Annotated in this window: 16 protein-coding genes and 2 pseudogenes; 12 read left to right on the top strand and 6 right to left on the bottom strand. The window is 38.6% G+C overall.

Annotation, left to right across the window (positions count from 1 at the left end):
- Nucleotides 1-5: 5 nt before the first annotated feature.
- Together F3G76_RS01135 and F3G76_RS01130 are read right to left on the bottom strand one after the other, a co-directional pair.
- The gene (locus F3G76_RS01135; protein ID WP_149705681.1) at nt 6-1,463 is read right to left on the bottom strand and encodes a peptidylprolyl isomerase; all 1,458 of its coding nucleotides are present in this window, start codon (nt 1,461-1,463) and stop codon (nt 6-8) included.
- Nucleotides 1,464-1,602: 139 nt separating this feature from the next.
- Entirely contained in the window at nt 1,603-2,190 is a 588-nt protein-coding gene (locus tag F3G76_RS01130) for a class II aldolase and adducin N-terminal domain-containing protein (RefSeq protein ID WP_002940326.1), read from the bottom strand.
- Between the two features lie 126 nt (nt 2,191-2,316).
- Between F3G76_RS01130 and rsmH the strand changes: the two genes are divergently transcribed.
- From rsmH to F3G76_RS01115, 3 genes are read left to right on the top strand one after another with little or no spacing between them, the layout of a single operon-like run.
- Entirely contained in the window at nt 2,317-3,240 is a 924-nt protein-coding gene (gene rsmH / locus F3G76_RS01125; protein WP_149705680.1) for a 16S rRNA (cytosine(1402)-N(4))-methyltransferase RsmH, read from the top strand.
- Nucleotides 3,241-3,242: 2 nt separating this feature from the next.
- The gene (locus F3G76_RS01120) at nt 3,243-3,536 is read left to right on the top strand and encodes a hypothetical protein (RefSeq protein ID WP_002940285.1); all 294 of its coding nucleotides are present in this window, start codon (nt 3,243-3,245) and stop codon (nt 3,534-3,536) included.
- The gene (locus F3G76_RS01115) at nt 3,527-5,476 is read left to right on the top strand and encodes an FUSC family protein (protein WP_103607002.1); all 1,950 of its coding nucleotides are present in this window, start codon (nt 3,527-3,529) and stop codon (nt 5,474-5,476) included. Before F3G76_RS01120 ends, F3G76_RS01115 begins: the two co-directional genes overlap by 10 nt.
- Here F3G76_RS01115 and F3G76_RS01110 read toward each other — a convergent pair.
- Entirely contained in the window at nt 5,455-5,961 is a 507-nt protein-coding gene (locus F3G76_RS01110) for a hypothetical protein (RefSeq protein WP_103607001.1), read from the bottom strand. The genes F3G76_RS01115 and F3G76_RS01110 overlap by 22 nt on opposite strands.
- 104 nt (nt 5,962-6,065) lie before the next feature.
- Between F3G76_RS01110 and F3G76_RS01105 the strand changes: the two genes are divergently transcribed.
- The 6 genes from F3G76_RS01105 to F3G76_RS01080 are packed head-to-tail and all read left to right on the top strand — an operon-like array spanning nt 6,066 to nt 11,727.
- Nucleotides 6,066-6,932, top strand: coding sequence for a D-amino acid aminotransferase (locus F3G76_RS01105; protein ID WP_103607000.1), 867 nt, complete (start codon nt 6,066-6,068; stop codon nt 6,930-6,932).
- Nucleotides 6,929-7,372, top strand: a complete 444-nt coding sequence (locus F3G76_RS01100; RefSeq protein ID WP_149705679.1) for a 2-thiouracil desulfurase family protein — start codon at nt 6,929-6,931, stop codon at nt 7,370-7,372. The genes F3G76_RS01105 and F3G76_RS01100 overlap by 4 nt, the downstream gene beginning before the upstream one ends.
- The gene (locus tag F3G76_RS01095; protein ID WP_149705678.1) at nt 7,365-7,859 is read left to right on the top strand and encodes a chemotaxis protein; all 495 of its coding nucleotides are present in this window, start codon (nt 7,365-7,367) and stop codon (nt 7,857-7,859) included. The genes F3G76_RS01100 and F3G76_RS01095 overlap by 8 nt, the downstream gene beginning before the upstream one ends.
- Nucleotides 7,856-9,871 carry a bifunctional C40 family peptidase/M15 family metallopeptidase gene (locus tag F3G76_RS01090; RefSeq protein WP_149705677.1) on the top strand — a complete coding sequence of 672 codons (2,016 nt, stop codon included), beginning with the start codon at nt 7,856-7,858 and terminating at the stop codon, nt 9,869-9,871. Before F3G76_RS01095 ends, F3G76_RS01090 begins: the two co-directional genes overlap by 4 nt.
- Nucleotides 9,872-11,191: an ATP-dependent DNA helicase gene (locus tag F3G76_RS01085; RefSeq protein WP_103573359.1), complete on the top strand. Its 1,320-nt coding sequence runs from the start codon at nt 9,872-9,874 to the stop codon at nt 11,189-11,191.
- Nucleotides 11,188-11,727, top strand: a complete 540-nt coding sequence (locus F3G76_RS01080) for a hypothetical protein (RefSeq protein ID WP_009293697.1) — start codon at nt 11,188-11,190, stop codon at nt 11,725-11,727. Before F3G76_RS01085 ends, F3G76_RS01080 begins: the two co-directional genes overlap by 4 nt.
- Before the next feature lie 27 nt (nt 11,728-11,754).
- Here F3G76_RS01080 and lolA read toward each other — a convergent pair whose 3' ends face one another.
- Complete coding sequence (gene lolA / locus F3G76_RS01075; RefSeq protein WP_087578679.1) at nt 11,755-12,267, bottom strand: LolA-like outer membrane lipoprotein chaperone; 513 nt, start codon at nt 12,265-12,267, stop codon at nt 11,755-11,757.
- 97 nt (nt 12,268-12,364) lie between these two features.
- Between lolA and secA the strand changes: the two are divergent.
- The 3 genes and pseudogenes from secA to F3G76_RS01065 form a co-directional block, all read left to right on the top strand.
- A pseudogene (secA, locus tag F3G76_RS01070) lies at nt 12,365-14,761 on the top strand (preprotein translocase subunit SecA); the annotation flags it as partial.
- Nucleotides 14,762-14,869: 108 nt separating this feature from the next.
- Nucleotides 14,870-14,971, top strand: a pseudogene (locus F3G76_RS11065) (SEC-C metal-binding domain-containing protein); the annotation flags it as partial.
- 51 nt (nt 14,972-15,022) lie between these two features.
- On the top strand, nt 15,023-16,222 hold the full coding sequence (locus F3G76_RS01065) for an ABC transporter permease (RefSeq protein ID WP_148822710.1): 1,200 nt from the start codon (nt 15,023-15,025) through the stop codon (nt 16,220-16,222).
- 270 nt (nt 16,223-16,492) lie between these two features.
- On the opposite strand, the gene F3G76_RS01060 is transcribed toward F3G76_RS01065, so the two are convergent.
- Complete coding sequence (locus tag F3G76_RS01060; RefSeq protein ID WP_087583132.1) at nt 16,493-18,118, bottom strand: cation:proton antiporter; 1,626 nt, start codon at nt 18,116-18,118, stop codon at nt 16,493-16,495.
- Between the two features lie 3 nt (nt 18,119-18,121).
- Nucleotides 18,122-18,496, bottom strand: coding sequence for a heat shock protein transcriptional repressor HspR (locus tag F3G76_RS01055; RefSeq protein ID WP_009293705.1), 375 nt, complete (start codon nt 18,494-18,496; stop codon nt 18,122-18,124).

Here is an 18,496-nt window from a genome sequence, read left to right as displayed (position 1 = left end):
AATTTTTACCTTTTGACATATTCTTTAACTTCATAATATTTTAGAAGTTTGTTTGTTAAATCTTTTATCAACTCGTTGTTTTTAAGCATTGCAACATTTTGTTGTGTTATTTGCTTATAGTTGTTATTTATATTGTTAGTAAGCAATCTTTGTTCCAAAATATCGTACACTACGGCTTTGTCATCTAATATAACATAACCTTTTGTGTTGTTAGTGTCAAAAAGTTGAGAAACAAAAGCTCTTGTATCACTCTCGTTTAAGCCCGCAATAGAGCTATTTACCTCTCTGCTAACAAAGCCAATATCTGTTCCTTTAAAGTTTTGTAGAGTCTCTTTTGCTTTTGCTGTTAAAATTTCTTTTTCTTTTTTACTTTTATAAATTTCAAGCACATTAGCTCTTGCTTGTTCAAAACTCATAGGTTGTGGAGGAGTTATACTTTTTATTCTAGCTATCAAATAGCCATCTTTATAGATAAATGGTTTTATCACTTCGCCAACTTTTGCGCCCTTTATCTCATCAAGTGGAAAAGTAGCGTTGTCTTCATTTACACTTATAAAACCATTAGTTGCAAGCTCAGCTTTTTTAACAGCGACATACTTTTCTAAAGCGTTAGTTTTACTTTGCTCTATGTTGTAGTCTTTATTAACTTCAGCTTTTACCTCGCTAAAAGGTTTTATCTTGTCATCAGAACCCTTATATTTATCTTGGTTCTCGTTATAGTAAGATTTTAAAACACTTTCGTTTGCGTCACTTTTTGCTGACTCGACAAAGTATGTATCTATGCCATAAAGTGTCTTTGTCATATAGTTATTTTTATTTATCTCCCAAAGATCTTTTAGCTCTTTCTCGTCTACTTTGATCTCGTTTTGATCAGCATTTACTACTTGCACAGCTAATTTATCTTGCATGAAAAAGCTAGCTTCCATCATGGCGATATCTTCTTTGCTAGCAGGTAAATTTAAAATAGTTCTAAGTTTATCTAGTAAGATAGTTAGTTTTAGATTGTCTTCAAAATCAGTTGGGTTTATCCTAGCTCTTCTTAGCACATCGTAGTATAAATTTTTGTCAAAAACGCCGTCTTTTTGAAATGTTGGATCGACGATTATATATTTTAAAACATCGTCTTTATTAACGCTTAGACCGATATCGTCTGCAAAATTTAATAGTAAATTTTCTTGGATAGCAGCTTGAAGTGCAGCATTTTCTAAACCTAACTCTTCAGCTTTCTCTTGAGTTAATTTGCCTTCAAATACATTGTTGTAGTACTGATATAACCTATCATATTTTTGTTGCAACTCTTGAACGCTTATATTTCTATGTCCTACTTTGGCTACTGAAGTAGCTCTGTTGCTGTTTAGATCGTATGCGCCCCAGCCGACAAAACCAGCACCGACAAAAGCTATCGTGCTTACCCAAATTGTCACGACTAGGTATTTTTTATGTTTTTGCATCCAAGATAACATTAAGTTCTTCCTTTAAAATACTAACAAAGCTTGTGCGATATTTTATAGAAATTTGGCTTAAATAAGCTTAAAATGGGGCTTTATAAAAACGTTTCTTGCTAAATTTTTACTAACATTTTTTATCTTTGTTAGCAAAAATTTAAATGCTAAAATCGCTGTAATCACCAGTAAAATGAAGCAGTTTGCAGCTATTTTCTAACAAGGCTATATCTTTTGCAAGTAGCTGAGGGCTCCTGCTATACGCGTAAACGCCGTATCCTTTGATCACGACGACGTTAGTATTTTTCTCTATCATCGCTCTATAAATTTCTGTCTCAGCACGCTCATACCAGTCGTCAAACTGCTTTGGATCATAGACTAAAATTTCATTAAATCTCATGCATCCAAAATAGTCTTTTGGTGCGATCTTTTCATGTTTCATTGCATAAGCTGTCACGTATGGAGGCATGGCGTAGCAGACAAATTTTGCTTCATTTATGTTTTTGTAGATATTTAAGTGTATATCAGCATCTAAGCTTGCATCATTCCAGCGGTAGTCTTTTTTTGATGAAAGAAGTGTTAGATCACTATCTTGCAAGTCGTCAAAAATGGCACTTTGCTTGTTGATGATAAATTGATTTTTTTCTACTCTTGCTGAGATAGAACCATGAAAAACACCAAAAAAATTCTTTCTAAACATCGAAAGAGATATCTTTTTTATCTCATTTGTTGAGTGCAATAAGTCCATTTTTTCTCCTATGTTTGGGTGATTATATTTAAGCTATCTTAAAATTTGTGTAAAATTTTATGTAATGATAGCTTTTTAAGTAAAATTTCGATAAATTTTCACACTAATTTCATTAAAGAGGCAGTGTTGCAAAGTCCGCATATTAGCGTTTTACTTGACAAAGTTTTATCATTTTTTAAAGACCTGCGTGGAAATTTTATAGATTGCACGCTTGGATATGCTGGACACTCTAGTGCCATTTTGTCTCAAAATGAAAATTTAAATTTGATCGCTTGCGACAAAGACATCGAAGCTATAAATTTTTCGCTCAAGAAACTTGAGCCATTTGGCAGTAGAGTTAAAATTTATAAGAGTAATTTCTCTGAACTTATTAGCAAACTTAGTAGCGATGAAATTTCAAATGTTAGAGGGATTTTAGCTGACATTGGCGTTAGCTCTTTACAGATAGATAAAGATGATAGAGGCTTTAGCCTTGGCTCAAGCGCGCTTGATATGCGCATGGATAAAGAGCGAGGTTTTAGTGCCTATGACGTGGTAAATGGCTACTCGTTTGATGAGTTAGTTAGGATTTTTAGGGATTATGGCGAGCTAAAAAATGCCTCTGGGATCGCAAATAAGATAATAAATGCTAGAAATTTAGGCAAGATAACGAGCGCAAAAGAGCTTGCAAACATAATAGGCACAGCTCAGATAAAAGGGCGCGGTGTTAGCCCTGCTATCCTTGCTTTTCAGGCGATCAGGATAGAGGTAAATGGCGAGCTAGATGAGCTAACAAATTTGCTCGATAGCATAGAAAAGGGCGGTTTTAAAGATTGCTTGGTGGCGATCATAACATTTCACTCGCTTGAAGATAGGATCGTAAAAGAGCGCTTCAAAAAGTGGGCAAATAGCTGTATCTGTCCGCCTGGCATCTACCGATGTGAGTGCGGAAATAACCACGAACTGGGCGAAATTTTAACTAAAAAACCACTAACAGCGAGCCAAAGTGAGCTAGCGCAAAACTCACGAAGCAAGAGCGCAAAACTGCGTGTTTTTAAGATAAAAGGATAAAGATGCAAGAAAAAGAAGAGCTGCTAACACTTCACGACGAGGAGCAAAAACGTGAGGTAAATTTAAGCTTTAAGACGCTAGTAATGGTCTATCTGGCGGTTTTTATAGCGCTGGCTCTATTTTTGCCAAAAATTTATATAGCAAATCAAATTTATTATATAAGTAGAGATATCGCCGATATCAGTGGCAAACGAGATATGCTCCTTGAAGAAAACAGAGCTCTTAGCATAAAGCTTGAAAATTTGCGTTATAAAAATCAAATTTTAAACAATATGCAAGAGCGTCAATGGAAATAATTAAGAAATTTAAAAGCTTTATCCACTACTACGACCCTGCAAATTTCCAGCTCATCTACTCGCTAAAAGCTGCTACAACCATCGCTTTTAACTGCTTTTTGTGTTTTTACTTCTTTCATCTAAGTGGCGCTATCATGGCTGTAAATATCACGATGGGTATCTTCTTTCTTGGCGAGCTTGAGTGCAAAGATAGGAGCAAATTTGCATTTTTGCTACTTTACATCGCGCTTTCTTGCGCTTTTATGCCCTTTGTTGCACTCCTCATGAGCCTTGGCGTTTGGCTCTCACTTATCGTATTTGTCTGGATATTTGTGGTAGGCATTAGCCAAATTTACAGCTCAAATTTAAACAAAATTTTACTCGCCGTAAATGCAACAGGGCTGGTTGCCTTTGTGACAAAGGCCGCAGTTGGGCTAAATGTGGCTGATAGTATCGGCGCTTTAGTGCTTGCTGGCGTGCTAAGTATCATCATAAAATTTGAAAATTTTGGCAAATACGGCAAATTTACTAAAAAGAGCATCAGCTTTTTACTAGACAGCGCCATCTTATCGAGCAAGGCGCTTGGCACGAGCCATTTTTACGCAAGTATCGCAGATTTGATGAGCTCGATTGATAAATCAAAAGAAATTTTCGCAAACAAAAGCCTAAAGATAAAAGATGTTAAGCTAGTTAGAAATCAAGCCAAAGCGCTATTTTATTTTTATAAAGTTGAAGAGATCACCCTTTTGCTTCGAACTTTGGGCGCTTCGTTTGAAAGGATCGAGGACAAAGCGCTTTTAAACGAGGTAAAAAATGAGATCGCTTACAACCTTTTTGAGCTTAAAAAAATTTTCAAAAATCAAACTCCAAAGCTAAAATTTGATGCGCTAAATTTAGCTAAAAACTCAAATTTTAAAATTTTTGCAAGTTCGCTTGGCGTGCTTTATGATAAATTTTTGCTTATAAAAGAGGGCGGCGAGGACAAGCTCTCGTTTAATAACACAAAAAAGATCACGCTAAAAGAGGCGTTTAAAAAGCTAAATTTAAAAAATGAAGTATTAAAAGAGTCTTTAAGGCTTGCCATTTGCATGTCGCTAGCCATTTTTATAGCGCAGGCCACGCATATCAATCACGGAATTTGGATCGCCATAGCGGTGATGAGCCTAAACAAAAGCGACGAAGATGCTTTAAAAAATGCTGGCAGAGATAGCCTTCTTGGCGGAGTTATCGGCTTTTTTATCGCACTTGTTTTTGTCAAATTTATGGGTGAATCATACGCATTTTACGTGGTTGTCTTTATCGGTATGTTTTTGGTTTATTATCTAAAATCTTACAAACAAATCGTCTTTGCAACGGCTTTTATGTTTGAATTTACAGCTATTTTTTCGCTTATAAAAAGAGACTTTTTGGCTCTTATGGTCGATAGACTGCTTGACGTGGGGGCTGGCTTTTTGATAGTTTTTGTCACATATCTGCTAACTAAGAAAAATGACTATACAGCGATAAAAAATAGCTTAAGCAGTGCCTTGATAGGTTTTAGAAATTTAGTGCAAATTTCTCTAAATGAGTCAAACAAAGATGCTTTTAGCACGGATGAAAAAAGGGTTTTAGGCTCGATAAATGAACTAAACTACGCTATAAAAGTTAGTAAAAATTTAGACGATGATAATATGAAAAATGCAAAATTTATAGCTAGCAAGCTTGATGATATAAATAGCGATCTGATTAAGCTTAGAAATTATCTAAATTTAGACGAGCTAAAAGAGAAAAACGCCTTGCAAAATGATATAAAAATCATCTCAGATAGGTTTTTGATGTTAGATAAAAAGACCAAAAAACTTCCATATTATTTCATAAGCGAGATAGAAGCGAAGCTGCTTTGCAAAGACGAAAACGTTAAAAAGCTAATTTTACGAGTTGCTTTAAAACAAAACGAAATTTACTCAGCGCTCTCTTTTTGAGAGATTAGCTTTTCATATATATATTGTTCTAAATCTTTTTTTGAAACGTCATTTTTAAGAGCGGTGTTGTAAATTTCTTCAACCTTGCTTGAATACTTTTCATATCCAAAATATGGAAAATGCACGCTCCAAGCCTTTTTTATAAGATCCAAGCTTATCTCTCTTCTTGCCCAAACCTTAAACATATCAAATCCGATAAAAACAGCTGAAGTGACGATGGTGGTTGCGATTATCGAGATGTGCGCGTCGGTCTTTGCTAAAAAGTGGTGCGTGATGATAAGAAGCGGAAACAAGACTACAAAGCAGATAAGTGCGTAAATTTGATATAGCCTGACGTGGTTAAATCTAAAATTTAGCTTTGCGCCATCAACTAGCATACCTTCGTTAAAAAGGGCATTTGCTTCAAGTAAATCTCTAAATAAAACTGGCTGTTTTGAGACGAAAAAAATATTTTTAATGATAGTGTTTCTTAAATTTTCTTTCATTTTTTATAGACTTTTTACCTTAAAAATTTCAGCTCATTGTATCTAAAAATCTATAAATTCAAACAAAATTAGATACAATTTGCCTAAAATTTAAGGAGCTAAAAATGGCAGATAAAGCTTTAGAAACGGTCTTTGTAAATGGCGAGTTTGTACCAAAAGATGAGGCAAAAGTTAGTGCATTTGATAGAGGATTTATATTTGGCGATGGAATTTATGAAGTAGTGCCTGTGATAAATTCAAAAATGGTCGATAAAGAGGGCTTTTGGGCGAGGTTTGAAAGAAGTTTAAATGAGATAGATATAAGCCTGCCTTACGAAAAAGATAAATTTGAAGCGATCTTAAATGAGATGATCGCCAAAAACGCCTTAAAAGAGGGTGGAATTTACATGCAAGTAACAAGAGGCGTGGCGTTTAGAAATTTCTATTTTATGGAAAATTTAACCCCAAGCGTCTTTATCTTCTGCTACGAGAGTGAAATTTTAAACAACCCAGCCGCAAAAACTGGCATAAAAGTGGTAAGCGTCGAGGACATCAGGTGGAAGAGACGCGATATCAAATCAATCTCGCTTCTAGCTCAGTGCTACGCTAAAAATGAGGCTCACAAAAAGGGCGCAGACGAGGGCTTTATGGTAGAAAACGGCTTTGTCACAGAGGGCTGTAGCTCGAGCGCTTTTATCATCAAAGATAAAACCCTCATCACCAAGCCACTATCAAATGAAATTTTGCCAGGGATCCGCCGCATGAGGCTTTTAAGGATCGCTAAAGATATCGGACTAAAGATAGAGGAGCGCAAATTTAGCATGGACGAGGTTTACGCGGCTGATGAAGTCTTTATCTCGGCTGCTACGCTCATACTTTTGCCAGTTATCTATGCTGATGGCAAGGCGATAAACGGCGCAAAAGTGGGCGAAATTTCAAGCAAACTTCGTGAAATTTATGCTAGCGAGCTTTTAAAAGAAGCCGGACTTTGAGAGAAAAGGTCTTAATAAGCGCTTGCCTTGCTGGCATAAACTGCAAATTTAACGGCGAAAATAACCTTTTGGATAGTGGCGTTTTAGATGAAATTTCAAAGAGATATCATCTGCTTTTTGTCTGTCCAGAGGTCTTTGGCGGACTTAGCACGCCAAGAGAGCCAGCTGAGATGAAAGATGGCTTAGTCGTTACAAAAACAGCTAAAGATGTGAGCGAAAATTTTAAATTTGGGGCTGAAATTTGCCTAAAGATAGCTAAGCTAAATGGCTGCAAAAAGGCTATTTTAAAAGCAAGAAGTCCAAGCTGCGGCAGCGGGCAAATTTATGATGGAAGCTTTAGCAAAAAGCTAATCTTTGGCGATGGCGTAGCGGTAAAAATGTTAAAAGAAAATGGTATTTTAGTCTTTAGCGAAGATGAGATAGGGCGGCTTGATGTTTGAGAAGCTAAAAGAAAACATCTTGCTCGAGGTGATCTTTAAATATATCATCTTGCTGCTACTTTTTGCCTGCGTGGTGGGACTTTTTGCAAGCGGCGTGCTCTTTTTAAAGGGAGAGATGAGCGAAAATTCGCTAAATTTGCACATTTTCTTTGGCTTTAGCTTGGTTGTTTTAACTATCATCCATAGCTACGTCAAGAAGAAAAAACTAAAAAAGCTAAGCCTTGAGTTTAAAAATATCTTAAAGCATAAGCCAGTGCAGATGGACTGCAACACGACAAGGTTTTTAAACGCGCTAAATGATGTTAAAGTGGGCGAGCTTTCAAAGAAATTTGGCTCAGATGTTGTAGAAATTTTAAGATCAAACGATATAAAGGTCAAGGATCAAAACGAGACGATGAAGCAAATTTGCAAAAACAACGATGAAAAGATGTTTTATATCTTTGTTTTGATCGTCGAAGCTATATTTAAGGATAAGGAAGAAATTTGAAAAAAGGTATATTTTTAGCACTTAGTGTTGCTTTGTTTTTGGGTTGTTCGCAGACAACAAAACCAGAGCCAAACAAGCAGCAAAATGCCCTGCCAGACGAAAATGTCTATAAGCCAAATGAGCGCATCAGCTTGCTTGAATTTGAAGTAAAACAAGACGCCTCGTCGCTACCTCAAAATATGCAAAGTGCGAGTTTTGCTCAAGATGAAATTTTAAAAAGAAGGTTTAAGGTTTTTACTCTAAGAGGCGTGAAATTTAACCCAAACGACGCTTTTTGGGCGTTTAATGTATATAAACCAAGCGAGAAAAGAAAGTATTTTGGCTCAAATTTTAGGCAGATACCTCAAAGCTGGTTTGACGCACAAAAGGAGAATGCAAATTTCGCTGGCTTTTTGCAAATTTCAGCTTATGCTCTAACTTCAGCAAACACAGCTGTAAGAAATTTCCCAACCGACGAGCCGATATTTTTAAACCCGCAAACTCCAGGTGAGGGCTATCCGTTTGACTATCTGCAAGAATCCACCCTAAGCATCGCTCATCCGCTCTTTGTATCGCACCTCTCAAAAGACAGGGCGTGGGCGTTTGTGAGTGATGATGCGGTTTGGGGCTGGGTGAAGGTTGAAGATATCAAATTTATAAGCGATGAAGAGGCGCTTGCCTATCAAAAATCAAGCTTTGTCACGATAAAAACCGACAAGATGCCAGTTTATGACAAGGGCGGAAACTTTTTATTTTACTCACGTGTCGGCGCGATACTGCCAGTTTTAGCGCAAGATGACAAAAACTACTACGGCAAAATTTATGTAAGAAATATGCTTAGGGAGTTTGTCCTCCCAAAGTCTTTTAGCGCCCTTTTTCCACTTAAATTTAATGACTCAAATTTAAAGACAATTCTTAGCTCGCTTCTTACTCAGCCTTATGGCTGGGGCGGGGTGGATAAGCTAAGAGACTGCTCGCTTTTTACAAAAGACTTGTTAGCAAGCTTTGGCGTGTGGTTGCCTAGGAACTCAAGGGCGCAGGCAAATATGGGAGATAAGATCAATCTAAAAGGTCTTAGTAACGCTGCAAAGAGCAAAGAGATAAAAGAAAAGGGCGTGCCATATCTCACTCTCGTGCATCTGCCAGGTCACATCATGCTCTACGCTGGATACAAGGGCGATGATATCTACGTCGTGCATGATGCTTGGGGGCTAAAGACTGCAAACAACGGCCGCGCGCTAATCGGAGCGACCGCGATAACTACGCTAAATATCGGTCAAAACAGGAGCGACATACAAAGTGCAAATTTGCTAATTTCTAAGGTTGATTCTATAAATGTGATGAGGCCTGAGCAAGGGATGCTAGATAAGGCTAGAAAGATGTCGGCATTGCAAAGAGCTTATGGCGTGAAGATCGAAGAAAATTTGGTTAAATTTAGTGATGGCACGAGTTTAGTCTATGATGATTTTAAACAAAAAGATGAAGAGTGCAGCACTGGGGCTGACATAGAGGATATGAACGCACTTGATTACGCTGCATTTTCGCCACTAAGTACCGCGCTAAGTGATGCTGGCAGATGTAGAAACTACGAGCTTTTAGGCAAAATTTATGGCTCAAGCGAGAGCGCTGTAAAAGCAAATTTAGTTGATGTCATCTGGCTAAAGGATTTTTTAAATTTGCCTTTAAAATTTAACTCTAAAAATGGCGCTGCAGCTGCTTTGCAAGATGTGAGCAACGAGCTAAATGAGATGGTAAAGAGCGATCCAGCCTTGCTTGAATACCTAAAAGATCCAGGCGGGACATTTAAGTGGCGCATCATCGCTGGCACAAACCGCCTAAGCGCGCACAGCTACGGCATCGCGATCGATATAAATGTAAAAAAGAGCCACTACTGGCAGTGGAGCAAGAGCTATGAGAATTTGATCCCAGAAAAGATCGTGCGAGTTTTTGAGAAGCATAAATTTGTCTGGGGCGGACGCTGGAAGCACTTTGATACGATGCATTTTGAGTATCGCCCAGAGATGTTTGAGTAGATGAAAGATCAAATTTTAGAAATTTTATCTCGCTCAAACGTCTTTTTAACAGGCGGTGGTGGTGTCGGCAAGAGCTATCTAACCGCCTCCATCATCAGACACTACAAAGAAAATTTTAAAAACGTCGTCATCCTTGGCTCAACTGGCATAAGCGCTGTTAGCCTTGGGGGCGTGAGCTTGCATAGCTTTTTTAAATTTGGCTACTGCAAGGACTACGAAGAGCTAAGACGGCTTGACTACCGCCAAAAAGATAAGCTAAGCAAACTCCGAAATATGCTAGATGCTTGCGATCTGCTTGTAATAGACGAAATTTCGATGGTTAGCTCAAACGTGATGGAGATGATAAGATACCGCTTGCTTACCTCTAAATTTAAGGGCAGAGTGCTTATAGTGGGCGACTTTTATCAGCTGCCACCCGTGCAAAAAGAGCAAAATGAGAGCAAACTTTTTAACTTTTTATACGCCTTTAACTCCAGTGCGTGGGAGGATATGAAATTTACAAATGTTGAGCTGCTCGTCTCAAAACGCACAAATGATCTTAAATTTTATGAAATTCTCTCTCGTCTTAGAGTTGGCGAGCTAGATGATGAGATGATGGCTTATATCGAGAGCTTGCGAGTGGGAGCTATCGAGCCAGATAGCGAGACAAGCGTGCTTTTTGGTAGAAACGCAGAGGCTGAGATGCTAAATCAAAAGAGACTTCTTGCGCTTAATGCTCCACTTGAAATTTCAAACTCGGACGTGCTTGTTATGGATGAAAATTTAGACAAAAAAGAGTTTGAAAAGTGGGCAAATACGCTAAATATCTCGCGAAATTTGGAGATGAAGATAGGCGCAAAAATCATCTTTACTTCAAATAAATGGGGCGAGTACTATAACGGCGAGCAGGGCAAGATCATGCAAATTTTAAAAGAAAATGGCGCCATATCAAGTGTGATCGTGCAAAAAGATAGCGGCGAGATCTGCGAGATAGAAAAGTGCGCTTATAACTTTTGCGCGCTAAATTTAAACGAAGACGAGATCGAGGAGAACGTGCAAGCTTCGCTTTATCAGTTTCCATTTAAGCTTGCCTATGCTCTAACTATCCATAAGTCTCAAGGCATGAGCATAAACTCGCTCATTTGCAACATCAACCACATCTTTGCCAAAGGACAGCTCTACGTCGCACTTTCTCGCGCGGTAAATCCTAAAAATTTAAAACTTTTTTATGATAAGAAAAGTGATTTTAGGCAGCATTTAAGAAAAGTGGTTAAAATTGACGACGAAGTTAAGAAATTTTACCAAGAAAACGTATTTTTGCATATTAAGGAGAGTTTATGAAAAAGCTATTTTTAAGCCTTGTTTTTGGCGTTTTTGCATTTGCAGACGTGCTAAAAGTGAGTGACTTTCAAACAGATATCTACTCAAAAGCTGGACAAAATTTAACAAAAAAGATAAGCATGAACCTTGAAGTTGTCGGACGTGACGTGGAGGAGAATGAAGCCTACGTGCTTGATGCGCTAAACGTCGTTGTTGGTAGCTTTTACGTGGAGGATATCCTCACCTCAATGGGAAAAGAGAAATTTAAAGAGCTCTTTATGAAATACGCAGCCAAAAAACACTCGCTTGATATCGATGACGTGCTTATTTTAAACATCAAAGTGATAAATAATCTAGAGCTAAGCGAGATCATAAAAGCGATAAAAAGCCAAAATTTATGCTCTGATCCAAGCGTAAATGAAGATGTGATGACAAAGCCAGAAAAGAAGAAAAAAGGCAACGAGATCATCGTTGCACCTGATCCAAATGACGTGGTGCAAAAGCCGATCGATCTAAATAATGTGCAAGAATTTGGAAAAGACTTCGGAGAGAAGTGAGTAAATTTGGCTAAAAGCTAGCCAAATTTATTGATTTACGATGTCGTAACCTTGTGGGATGACTGGAGTTAGTGTCTCTTTTGGGATGAGCGCGTCTTTTACAGGGTTGCTTAGAGTTATTTTTATCTTATTTGAGAGCTTGTCTTTATAGTCAATCGTCGTTGGAAGCGTGTTTTTGATCGTTATAAAGTACTCAACCCCGTCATATATCGCCTTATAAAGTGTCGGCTGAATTTGCTCTGCGTGAGCCAAAACCTGCGTCAAATTTGGCGTATCATCTAGCCTTGAGATGATGGCTTGCTCAAGCTCATCCTCGATCACGACCACCTTGTCTTTGTCAAAGTAAATTCTTTTTGGTGTTGGACTTTCATATATCCAAAGCGCGGTGTTGTCGTTTTTAGCGTAAAATCTACCCTTATAATTTACACTTTTGCCCTCGCTAAAGACAGTTTGAGTAAAGTCACTTTGCAGGCTTTTAAAATTTAAGCCAGCGCCAAATGAGCAAACCGCAACAAGAGAAGCTATCAAAAATTTTCTCATTTTTTATCCTTTTTTGGCGTATTCTAGCCCAGTTTAATTAAATAAATAGTTAAACTATGCTAAGATCCAAAGTTTAAAAATTTAGGAAGGTAAAGTAATGATTTCATCGGTATTTAGAAAGATTTTTGGCACGAAAAACGATAGAGAAGTCAAAAAATACATAAAACGTGTGGCACAGATAAATGCGCTAGAGCCTACATATGAGAAGATGAGCGATGATGAGCTTAAGATCAAATTTAACGAGCTTAAAGCCCAAGTCGTCGAAGAGAAAGTCACTTTAGATCAAATTTTAAATGATGTCTTTGCGATCGTTAGAGAGGCTAGCAAAAGGGTGCTTAAGATGCGCCATTTTGACGTGCAGCTAATAGGCGGCATGGTGCTAAACGAGGGCAGGATCTCTGAGATGAAAACAGGCGAGGGTAAGACCTTGGTTGCGACTTTGCCAGTTATCTTAAACGCGATGAGTGGCAAGGGCGTGCATGTAGTAACAGTAAATGACTACCTCGCAAAGCGCGACGCTACGCAAATGGGCGAGCTTTATAACTTTTTAGGCTTAAGCGTCGATGTGATACTAAGTGGCGGATACGACGATGAGGTAAGGCAAGCTGCCTATAACGCCGATATAACATACGGCACAAACTCAGAATTTGGCTTTGACTACCTTCGTGACAATATGAAATTTGAAGCTGGTCAAAAGGTGCAAAGAGGCCATAACTTTGTTATCGTCGATGAGGTCGATAGTATCTTGATAGATGAGGCTAGAACGCCACTTATAATCTCTGGTCCAACAAACCGCACGCTTGATGGCTACATAAGAGCTGATCAAGTTGCAAAACAGCTTACAAGAGGCACTCCAGCTGATCCAAACGTGCCAGGCTCAAAGCCAACGGGGGATTTTATAGTAGATGAAAAAAATAGAACGATAATGATCACAGAGGCTGGCATAAGCAAGGCTGAAAAGCTCTTTGGAGTTGAAAATTTATATAACCTTGAAAATGCCGTGCTAAGCCACCACCTAGATCAAGCTCTAAAGGCGCACAATCTCTTTGAAAAAGACGTTCATTATGTTGTTAAAGATGGCGAGGTTGTCATAGTTGATGAATTTACAGGACGTCTAAGTGAGGGCAGGCGCTTTAGCGAGGGACTTCACCAAGCGCTTGAGGCAAAAGAGGGCGTAAAAATCCAAGAAGAGAGCCAAACGCTAGCCGATACAACATATCAAAACTACTTTAGGATGTATAAAAAGCTTGCAGGTATGACTGGTACAGCTCAGACAGAGGCTACTGAGTTTTCTCAAATTTATAATCTTGAAGTTATCTCGATACCTACAAACGTGCCAGTTAAGAGGATCGATCAAAACGACCTTATCTATAAAACTCAAAACGAGAAATTTAAAGCTGTCATCGATGAAGTCAAAAAGGCTCACGAAAAAGGTCAGCCAGTGCTTGTAGGAACTGCAAGTATCGAGCGTAGTGAGGTGCTTCACGAGATGCTTAAAAAAGCTGGCATCCCACACTCTGTGCTAAATGCTAAAAACCACGAAAAAGAGGCCGAGATCATCGCACAAGCTGGTGTAAAAGGCGCTGTGACTATCGCTACAAACATGGCTGGACGCGGTGTTGATATCAGGATCGATGATGAGGTTAGAAATTTAGGCGGTCTATATATCATCGGCACCGAAAGGCACGAGAGCAGAAGGATAGATAATCAGCTTCGTGGCCGTGCTGGACGTCAGGGTGACCCTGGTATGAGTAGATTTTACCTAAGCTTAGAGGACAATCTTTTAAGAATTTTTGGTAGCGACCGTATAAAAGCGATCATGGATAGACTTGGTATCGACGAGGGCGAAAGCATCGAGAGCCGCATGGTGACAAGAGCTGTTGAAAATGCTCAAAAGAAAGTCGAGAGCTTGCACTTTGAGGCTAGAAAGCACTTGCTCGAGTATGACGATGTGGCAAATGAGCAAAGAAAGACTATCTACAAGTACCGCGACGAGCTACTTGATAAAAACTACGATATGAGTGAGAAGATAGCTCAAAATAGAGTTGAATACGCTACAAATTTACTTGATACGGCTGAAATTTTCCATGGCGGCTTGAAAGATGACTATGACATTAAAAATTTATGCTCTATCATCCTTGCAGACTGCGGCGAAGAGATCGACGAGAGTGAGCTAAAAGGGCTAGAGTATAATGAACTAGTAGAAAAAATAGCGCAAATTTTAGAGGTTAGATATAACGAAAAGATGAGCGTGCTAAATGAAGAGCAAAGAAAAGATATAGAGAAAATTTTATACCTTCAAGTGCTTGATAATGCGTGGAGAGAGCACCTTTATCAGATGGATATCCTAAAAACTGGCATCGGTCTAAGAGGCTATAACCAAAAAGATCCATTAGTGGAGTATAAAAAAGAGAGCTACAACCTCTTTATGGAGCTAGTTGGTAGGCTAAAAACTGAGAGCGTTAAGACGCTTCAAGTTGTTAGATTTAAGAGCCGTGAGGAGCAAGAAGAGCAAGCTAGGATGATGCTAGAAGCTAGCCAAAATGCTGAAAATGAGCCCCTAAGCTATAATAACCAAGGCGAAGAAGAAAATTTCACGCCTGAAAAAAAGATACCAAGAAACGCTCCATGCCCTTGCGGAAGCGGTAAAAAATATAAAGATTGCCACGGCAAAAGTGGCCCTAAAAAAGGCATATTTGCTTAAAATTTCTACTTTTAAGGCGCCAAAGCGCCTTAATCTTTTAAAGGCTATTTGATGACAAGCTTACCAAAGTATCTACTTTTTAAATATTTAAGATTTGATAAAACTCAGCCATTTATCGCTCTAAGCGCCTTGCTCGCCTTTCTTGGTGTGAGCATCGGACTTATGGTTTTGATCGTTGCTATGGCTATTATGAATGGATTTGATAAAGAATTTGAGCGCAAGCTTTTTACAATGAACTATCCAATAACCGTTCAAAGCGCCTTTAAAGGCTCTATTGATGATGGCTTTGTAGATGAGCTAAAGGCTAAATTTAGCGACCTTAAATTTAGTCCATATATCAGCACGCAGGTTATTTACCGCTCAGCAAATGCGCTTGAAGGTGGGCTAATTTATGGCGTAAATTTTAAAGATGAAAAGCAGATAAATTCAGTTGTAAATGAAGCTTTAAAAGATAAAGAGCTAGAGGGTTTTGAAATACTTGTGGGAAGTGGCATAACGAGTGAGTTTAGGCTAAGAAACGATGAAAAACTAACGCTTATCTTTACAAAGGCTGATCCAGCTGGCTTTTCGCTAACACCAAAGATGAAGCGCTTTGACATAGGCGGCTCATTTACATCTGGGCTAATCGCCTACGATAAGGCGTTTTCATATACTTCAGTTGATGCATTAAGGAAAATTTTAGACTATCCAAAGGGCGTTTATGATGGAATTCACATCTTTTCAAGTAAGCCATTTGATGACATAAAAAGAGTGCGCGAAGGCCTACCAACTGGCACGGTTGCCATTGGCTGGTGGGAGCAAAATGGCAACTTTTTCTCAGCGCTCGCACTTGAAAAAAGAGCACTTTTTATAGTTTTGATGCTCATTATCCTTGTGGCGTCGCTAAATATCATAAGCTCACTACTAATGACAGTGATGAACCGCAGACAGGAGATCGCCTTGCTTCTAGCACTTGGAGCTAGCAAAGGCGAGATAAAAAGAAGCTTTTTTTATCAAGGGCTAGTAATAGGCGGAGGTGGCATTATATTTGGCCTAGTGCTTGGCTTTTTGGGGCTATTTTTACTTGGAAATTTCAACATCATAGACCTGCCAGCTGATGTTTATGGCTCAAGCAAACTACCACTTGAACTCTCAACGATAGATCTTGTGCTTATCGTAGTTGGGGCTGTGTTTATCGTGGCTATCTCGTCTTACTATCCAGCCAAAAAAGCCACAGAGGTAAATGTACTTCAAACTTTAAGAAATGAGTAAAGCCTGGCAAAGCTAGGCTTTAAATTTAGTTTTAAAAAGCATATTATTGGCTAATATGCCTTTATTTTAATTTGTAATAAATTCTATTTTTTTATCTTTTGATAGCTCTTTAATTTTTACTTCTTTCTCATTAAGACTAGCATTGATGTTTTGACCAGACAAATTTTTAGCTTCTTATTGTTTCTTATATAATCAAAAATATTGCTAATAGTTTTATCAATTTATTTAAACGAACTTAACAAAAAAGCGTGTTTTAAGAAGTTAAATTTACTACGCTCTTACGTCGTGGTCGATCTTGCATTGAAGGGCTTCGTGAACAAGGGTTTTTGCCATGACGCGCTCTTCGCTTATTAGGTGGAAATTTGCGCCTAGCTCGCCAAAGATATCTTTGTTGCCCTCGCCATTTGCTTTGATGATCGTTTGGATATTTGCGCCGTAGTCTTTGATCTTTTGCGCGATCAGCTCAACTCTTTGCTCGTTGCTAACTGTTATGATAACGGCTGCTGCGTCGTTTAGGCAGGCATTTTCAAGAGTGTCGCTTTGCAGCACGTTTCCTAAAAATACATTTTCCCCGCGGCTTCTGCCAAGCTCAACTAGGCTGATGTCGTTATCAAGCACGATGTATAAAAGCTTTGTCTCTTTTAGCCTTAAAACGACCTCTTGACCAAGCCTGTCGTAGCCAAAGACTACGATGTGATTTTTTAGTTTTTGTGGCTTTAAGGTCTCGTTTGACTCGACTACCACCTCACGCTCTACAAGATCAGCTAAGACGTCAAGCTTTTTAAGTATAAAAGGTGTCGCAAACATCGATATAACAGAGGCTGCGATGAAAATTTGCGCAGTTTGGACATCTAATAAATTTCTAGTAGTCATCAGCCCAAAGACAGCCAGTGCAAATTCTCCTATCTGACAAACGCTAAGCGCGGTTTTAGCAGCGACCCTACGTTTTAAGTAGATATTTAAAACGGCAAAAACGACGATAGCTTTTACGACCATTATGCTAAAGACTAGACCTAGAACTAGCCAGATATTTGAGAGCACGACTACAAAATTTATCTGCATGCCAACGGTTATGAAAAATAGTCCAAGAAGCAGATCTCTAAAAGGTATGAGATCGACCTCGATCTGGTGCTTATACTGCGTCTCTGCCATCATCATGCCAGCTAAAAATGCACCAAGAGAGTATGAAAAGCCAAAGAAGTGAGCTAGCGTGCTGGCGCCAACTACTAAAAAGAGGATCGTAGCTATAAAGACCTCTTGAGAGTTTGTCTGAACGACTTTGTAAAATATCCAGTTGATGACGTATTTGCCGAGCAAAAATAGCACAACGATAAGGATAACCGCGCTTGTAAATGTCTTTAGTAAAAGCTCATTTATCGAGGCATCTTGCGAGCTAAACATATCTATCATAAGCAAAATAGGGATGACGGCGATATCTTGAAATAGCAAAATTCCAAGCGCCTTTCTACCATAAATTTTGCTCACATCGCCATTGTCATTTAGCGTTTTTAGCACGATCGCAGTTGAAGATAGAGCAAAGGCAAGACCAGCGATAAGCGCTGTCTCGTCCTTTAGATGAAGCGCGTAGTAGAGCATCACGCCCATCACAAAGCCGCTTAAACAAACTTGCAGACCGCCATTTAGAAAGACCTCTTTTTTCATGCTCATAAGGTGTTTAAAGCTAAACTCAAGTCCGATCGTAAACATCAAAAATGCGATACCAAATTCCGCGATATGAGAAATTTCATCGTTGCTTTTGAGGTTGAAAAATTCTGATATAAGCGTGCCAGTTACGATGTAGCCGATGATGGTTGGTATTTGAAATTTCTTAAAAATGACATTTAGCGCAACTGAGATCGCAGCGACAAGCAAAAAGCCTTCTAAAATTTGTTCCATAAATTATTTTTTGCCTTCGTAAAATACAAGATCAAAGCTACTTTTTCTCTTCACAAGCGATCTTTTGGTGCTAGTTTGACTGGTGGCTTCGTGTAATTTTTTATTTAACTCATCAATAGTTGCTTCTAAATCGTCAATTTTCTCTTTTAGCTGAAGTATCACATCAACACCTGCTAAATTTACACCAAGTTCTCGGGTTAAATTTAGTATCGTTTTGACGCGATCAACGTCTTTTTGTGAGTAGAGCCTCATCTTACCATCTGTTCTTGAGGGTTCAACTAGCCCCTCTCTTTCGTATTGTCTTAAAGTTTGTGGATGTATGCTTAAAACCTTTGCTACAACGCTTATTAAAAAAAGTGGTTCTTCGTAATTTTGCAT

Origin of the sequence: Campylobacter concisus (assembly GCF_902460575.1) — a bacterium.
Lineage (GTDB): Bacteria > Campylobacterota > Campylobacteria > Campylobacterales > Campylobacteraceae > Campylobacter_A > Campylobacter_A concisus_AW.
This window is presented reverse-complemented; position numbering and strand designations above follow the sequence as displayed.

Coding starts and splice junctions, on each gene's coding strand:
- F3G76_RS01060 (WP_087583132.1), bottom strand. CDS start 18,118: ATGGAACAAATTTTAGAAGGCTTTTTGCTTGTCGCTGCGATCTCAGTT.
- F3G76_RS01115 (WP_103607002.1), top strand. CDS start 3,527: ATGGAAATAATTAAGAAATTTAAAAGCTTTATCCACTACTACGACCCT.
- F3G76_RS01065 (WP_148822710.1), top strand. CDS start 15,023: ATGACAAGCTTACCAAAGTATCTACTTTTTAAATATTTAAGATTTGAT.
- F3G76_RS01130 (WP_002940326.1), bottom strand. CDS start 2,190: ATGGACTTATTGCACTCAACAAATGAGATAAAAAAGATATCTCTTTCG.
- F3G76_RS01055 (WP_009293705.1), bottom strand. CDS start 18,496: ATGCAAAATTACGAAGAACCACTTTTTTTAATAAGCGTTGTAGCAAAG.
- F3G76_RS01080 (WP_009293697.1), top strand. CDS start 11,188: ATGAAAAAGCTATTTTTAAGCCTTGTTTTTGGCGTTTTTGCATTTGCA.
- F3G76_RS01110 (WP_103607001.1), bottom strand. CDS start 5,961: ATGAAAGAAAATTTAAGAAACACTATCATTAAAAATATTTTTTTCGTC.
- F3G76_RS01105 (WP_103607000.1), top strand. CDS start 6,066: ATGGCAGATAAAGCTTTAGAAACGGTCTTTGTAAATGGCGAGTTTGTA.
- F3G76_RS01095 (WP_149705678.1), top strand. CDS start 7,365: ATGTTTGAGAAGCTAAAAGAAAACATCTTGCTCGAGGTGATCTTTAAA.
- F3G76_RS01135 (WP_149705681.1), bottom strand. CDS start 1,463: ATGTTATCTTGGATGCAAAAACATAAAAAATACCTAGTCGTGACAATT.
- F3G76_RS01085 (WP_103573359.1), top strand. CDS start 9,872: ATGAAAGATCAAATTTTAGAAATTTTATCTCGCTCAAACGTCTTTTTA.
- F3G76_RS01120 (WP_002940285.1), top strand. CDS start 3,243: ATGCAAGAAAAAGAAGAGCTGCTAACACTTCACGACGAGGAGCAAAAA.
- lolA (WP_087578679.1), bottom strand. CDS start 12,267: ATGAGAAAATTTTTGATAGCTTCTCTTGTTGCGGTTTGCTCATTTGGC.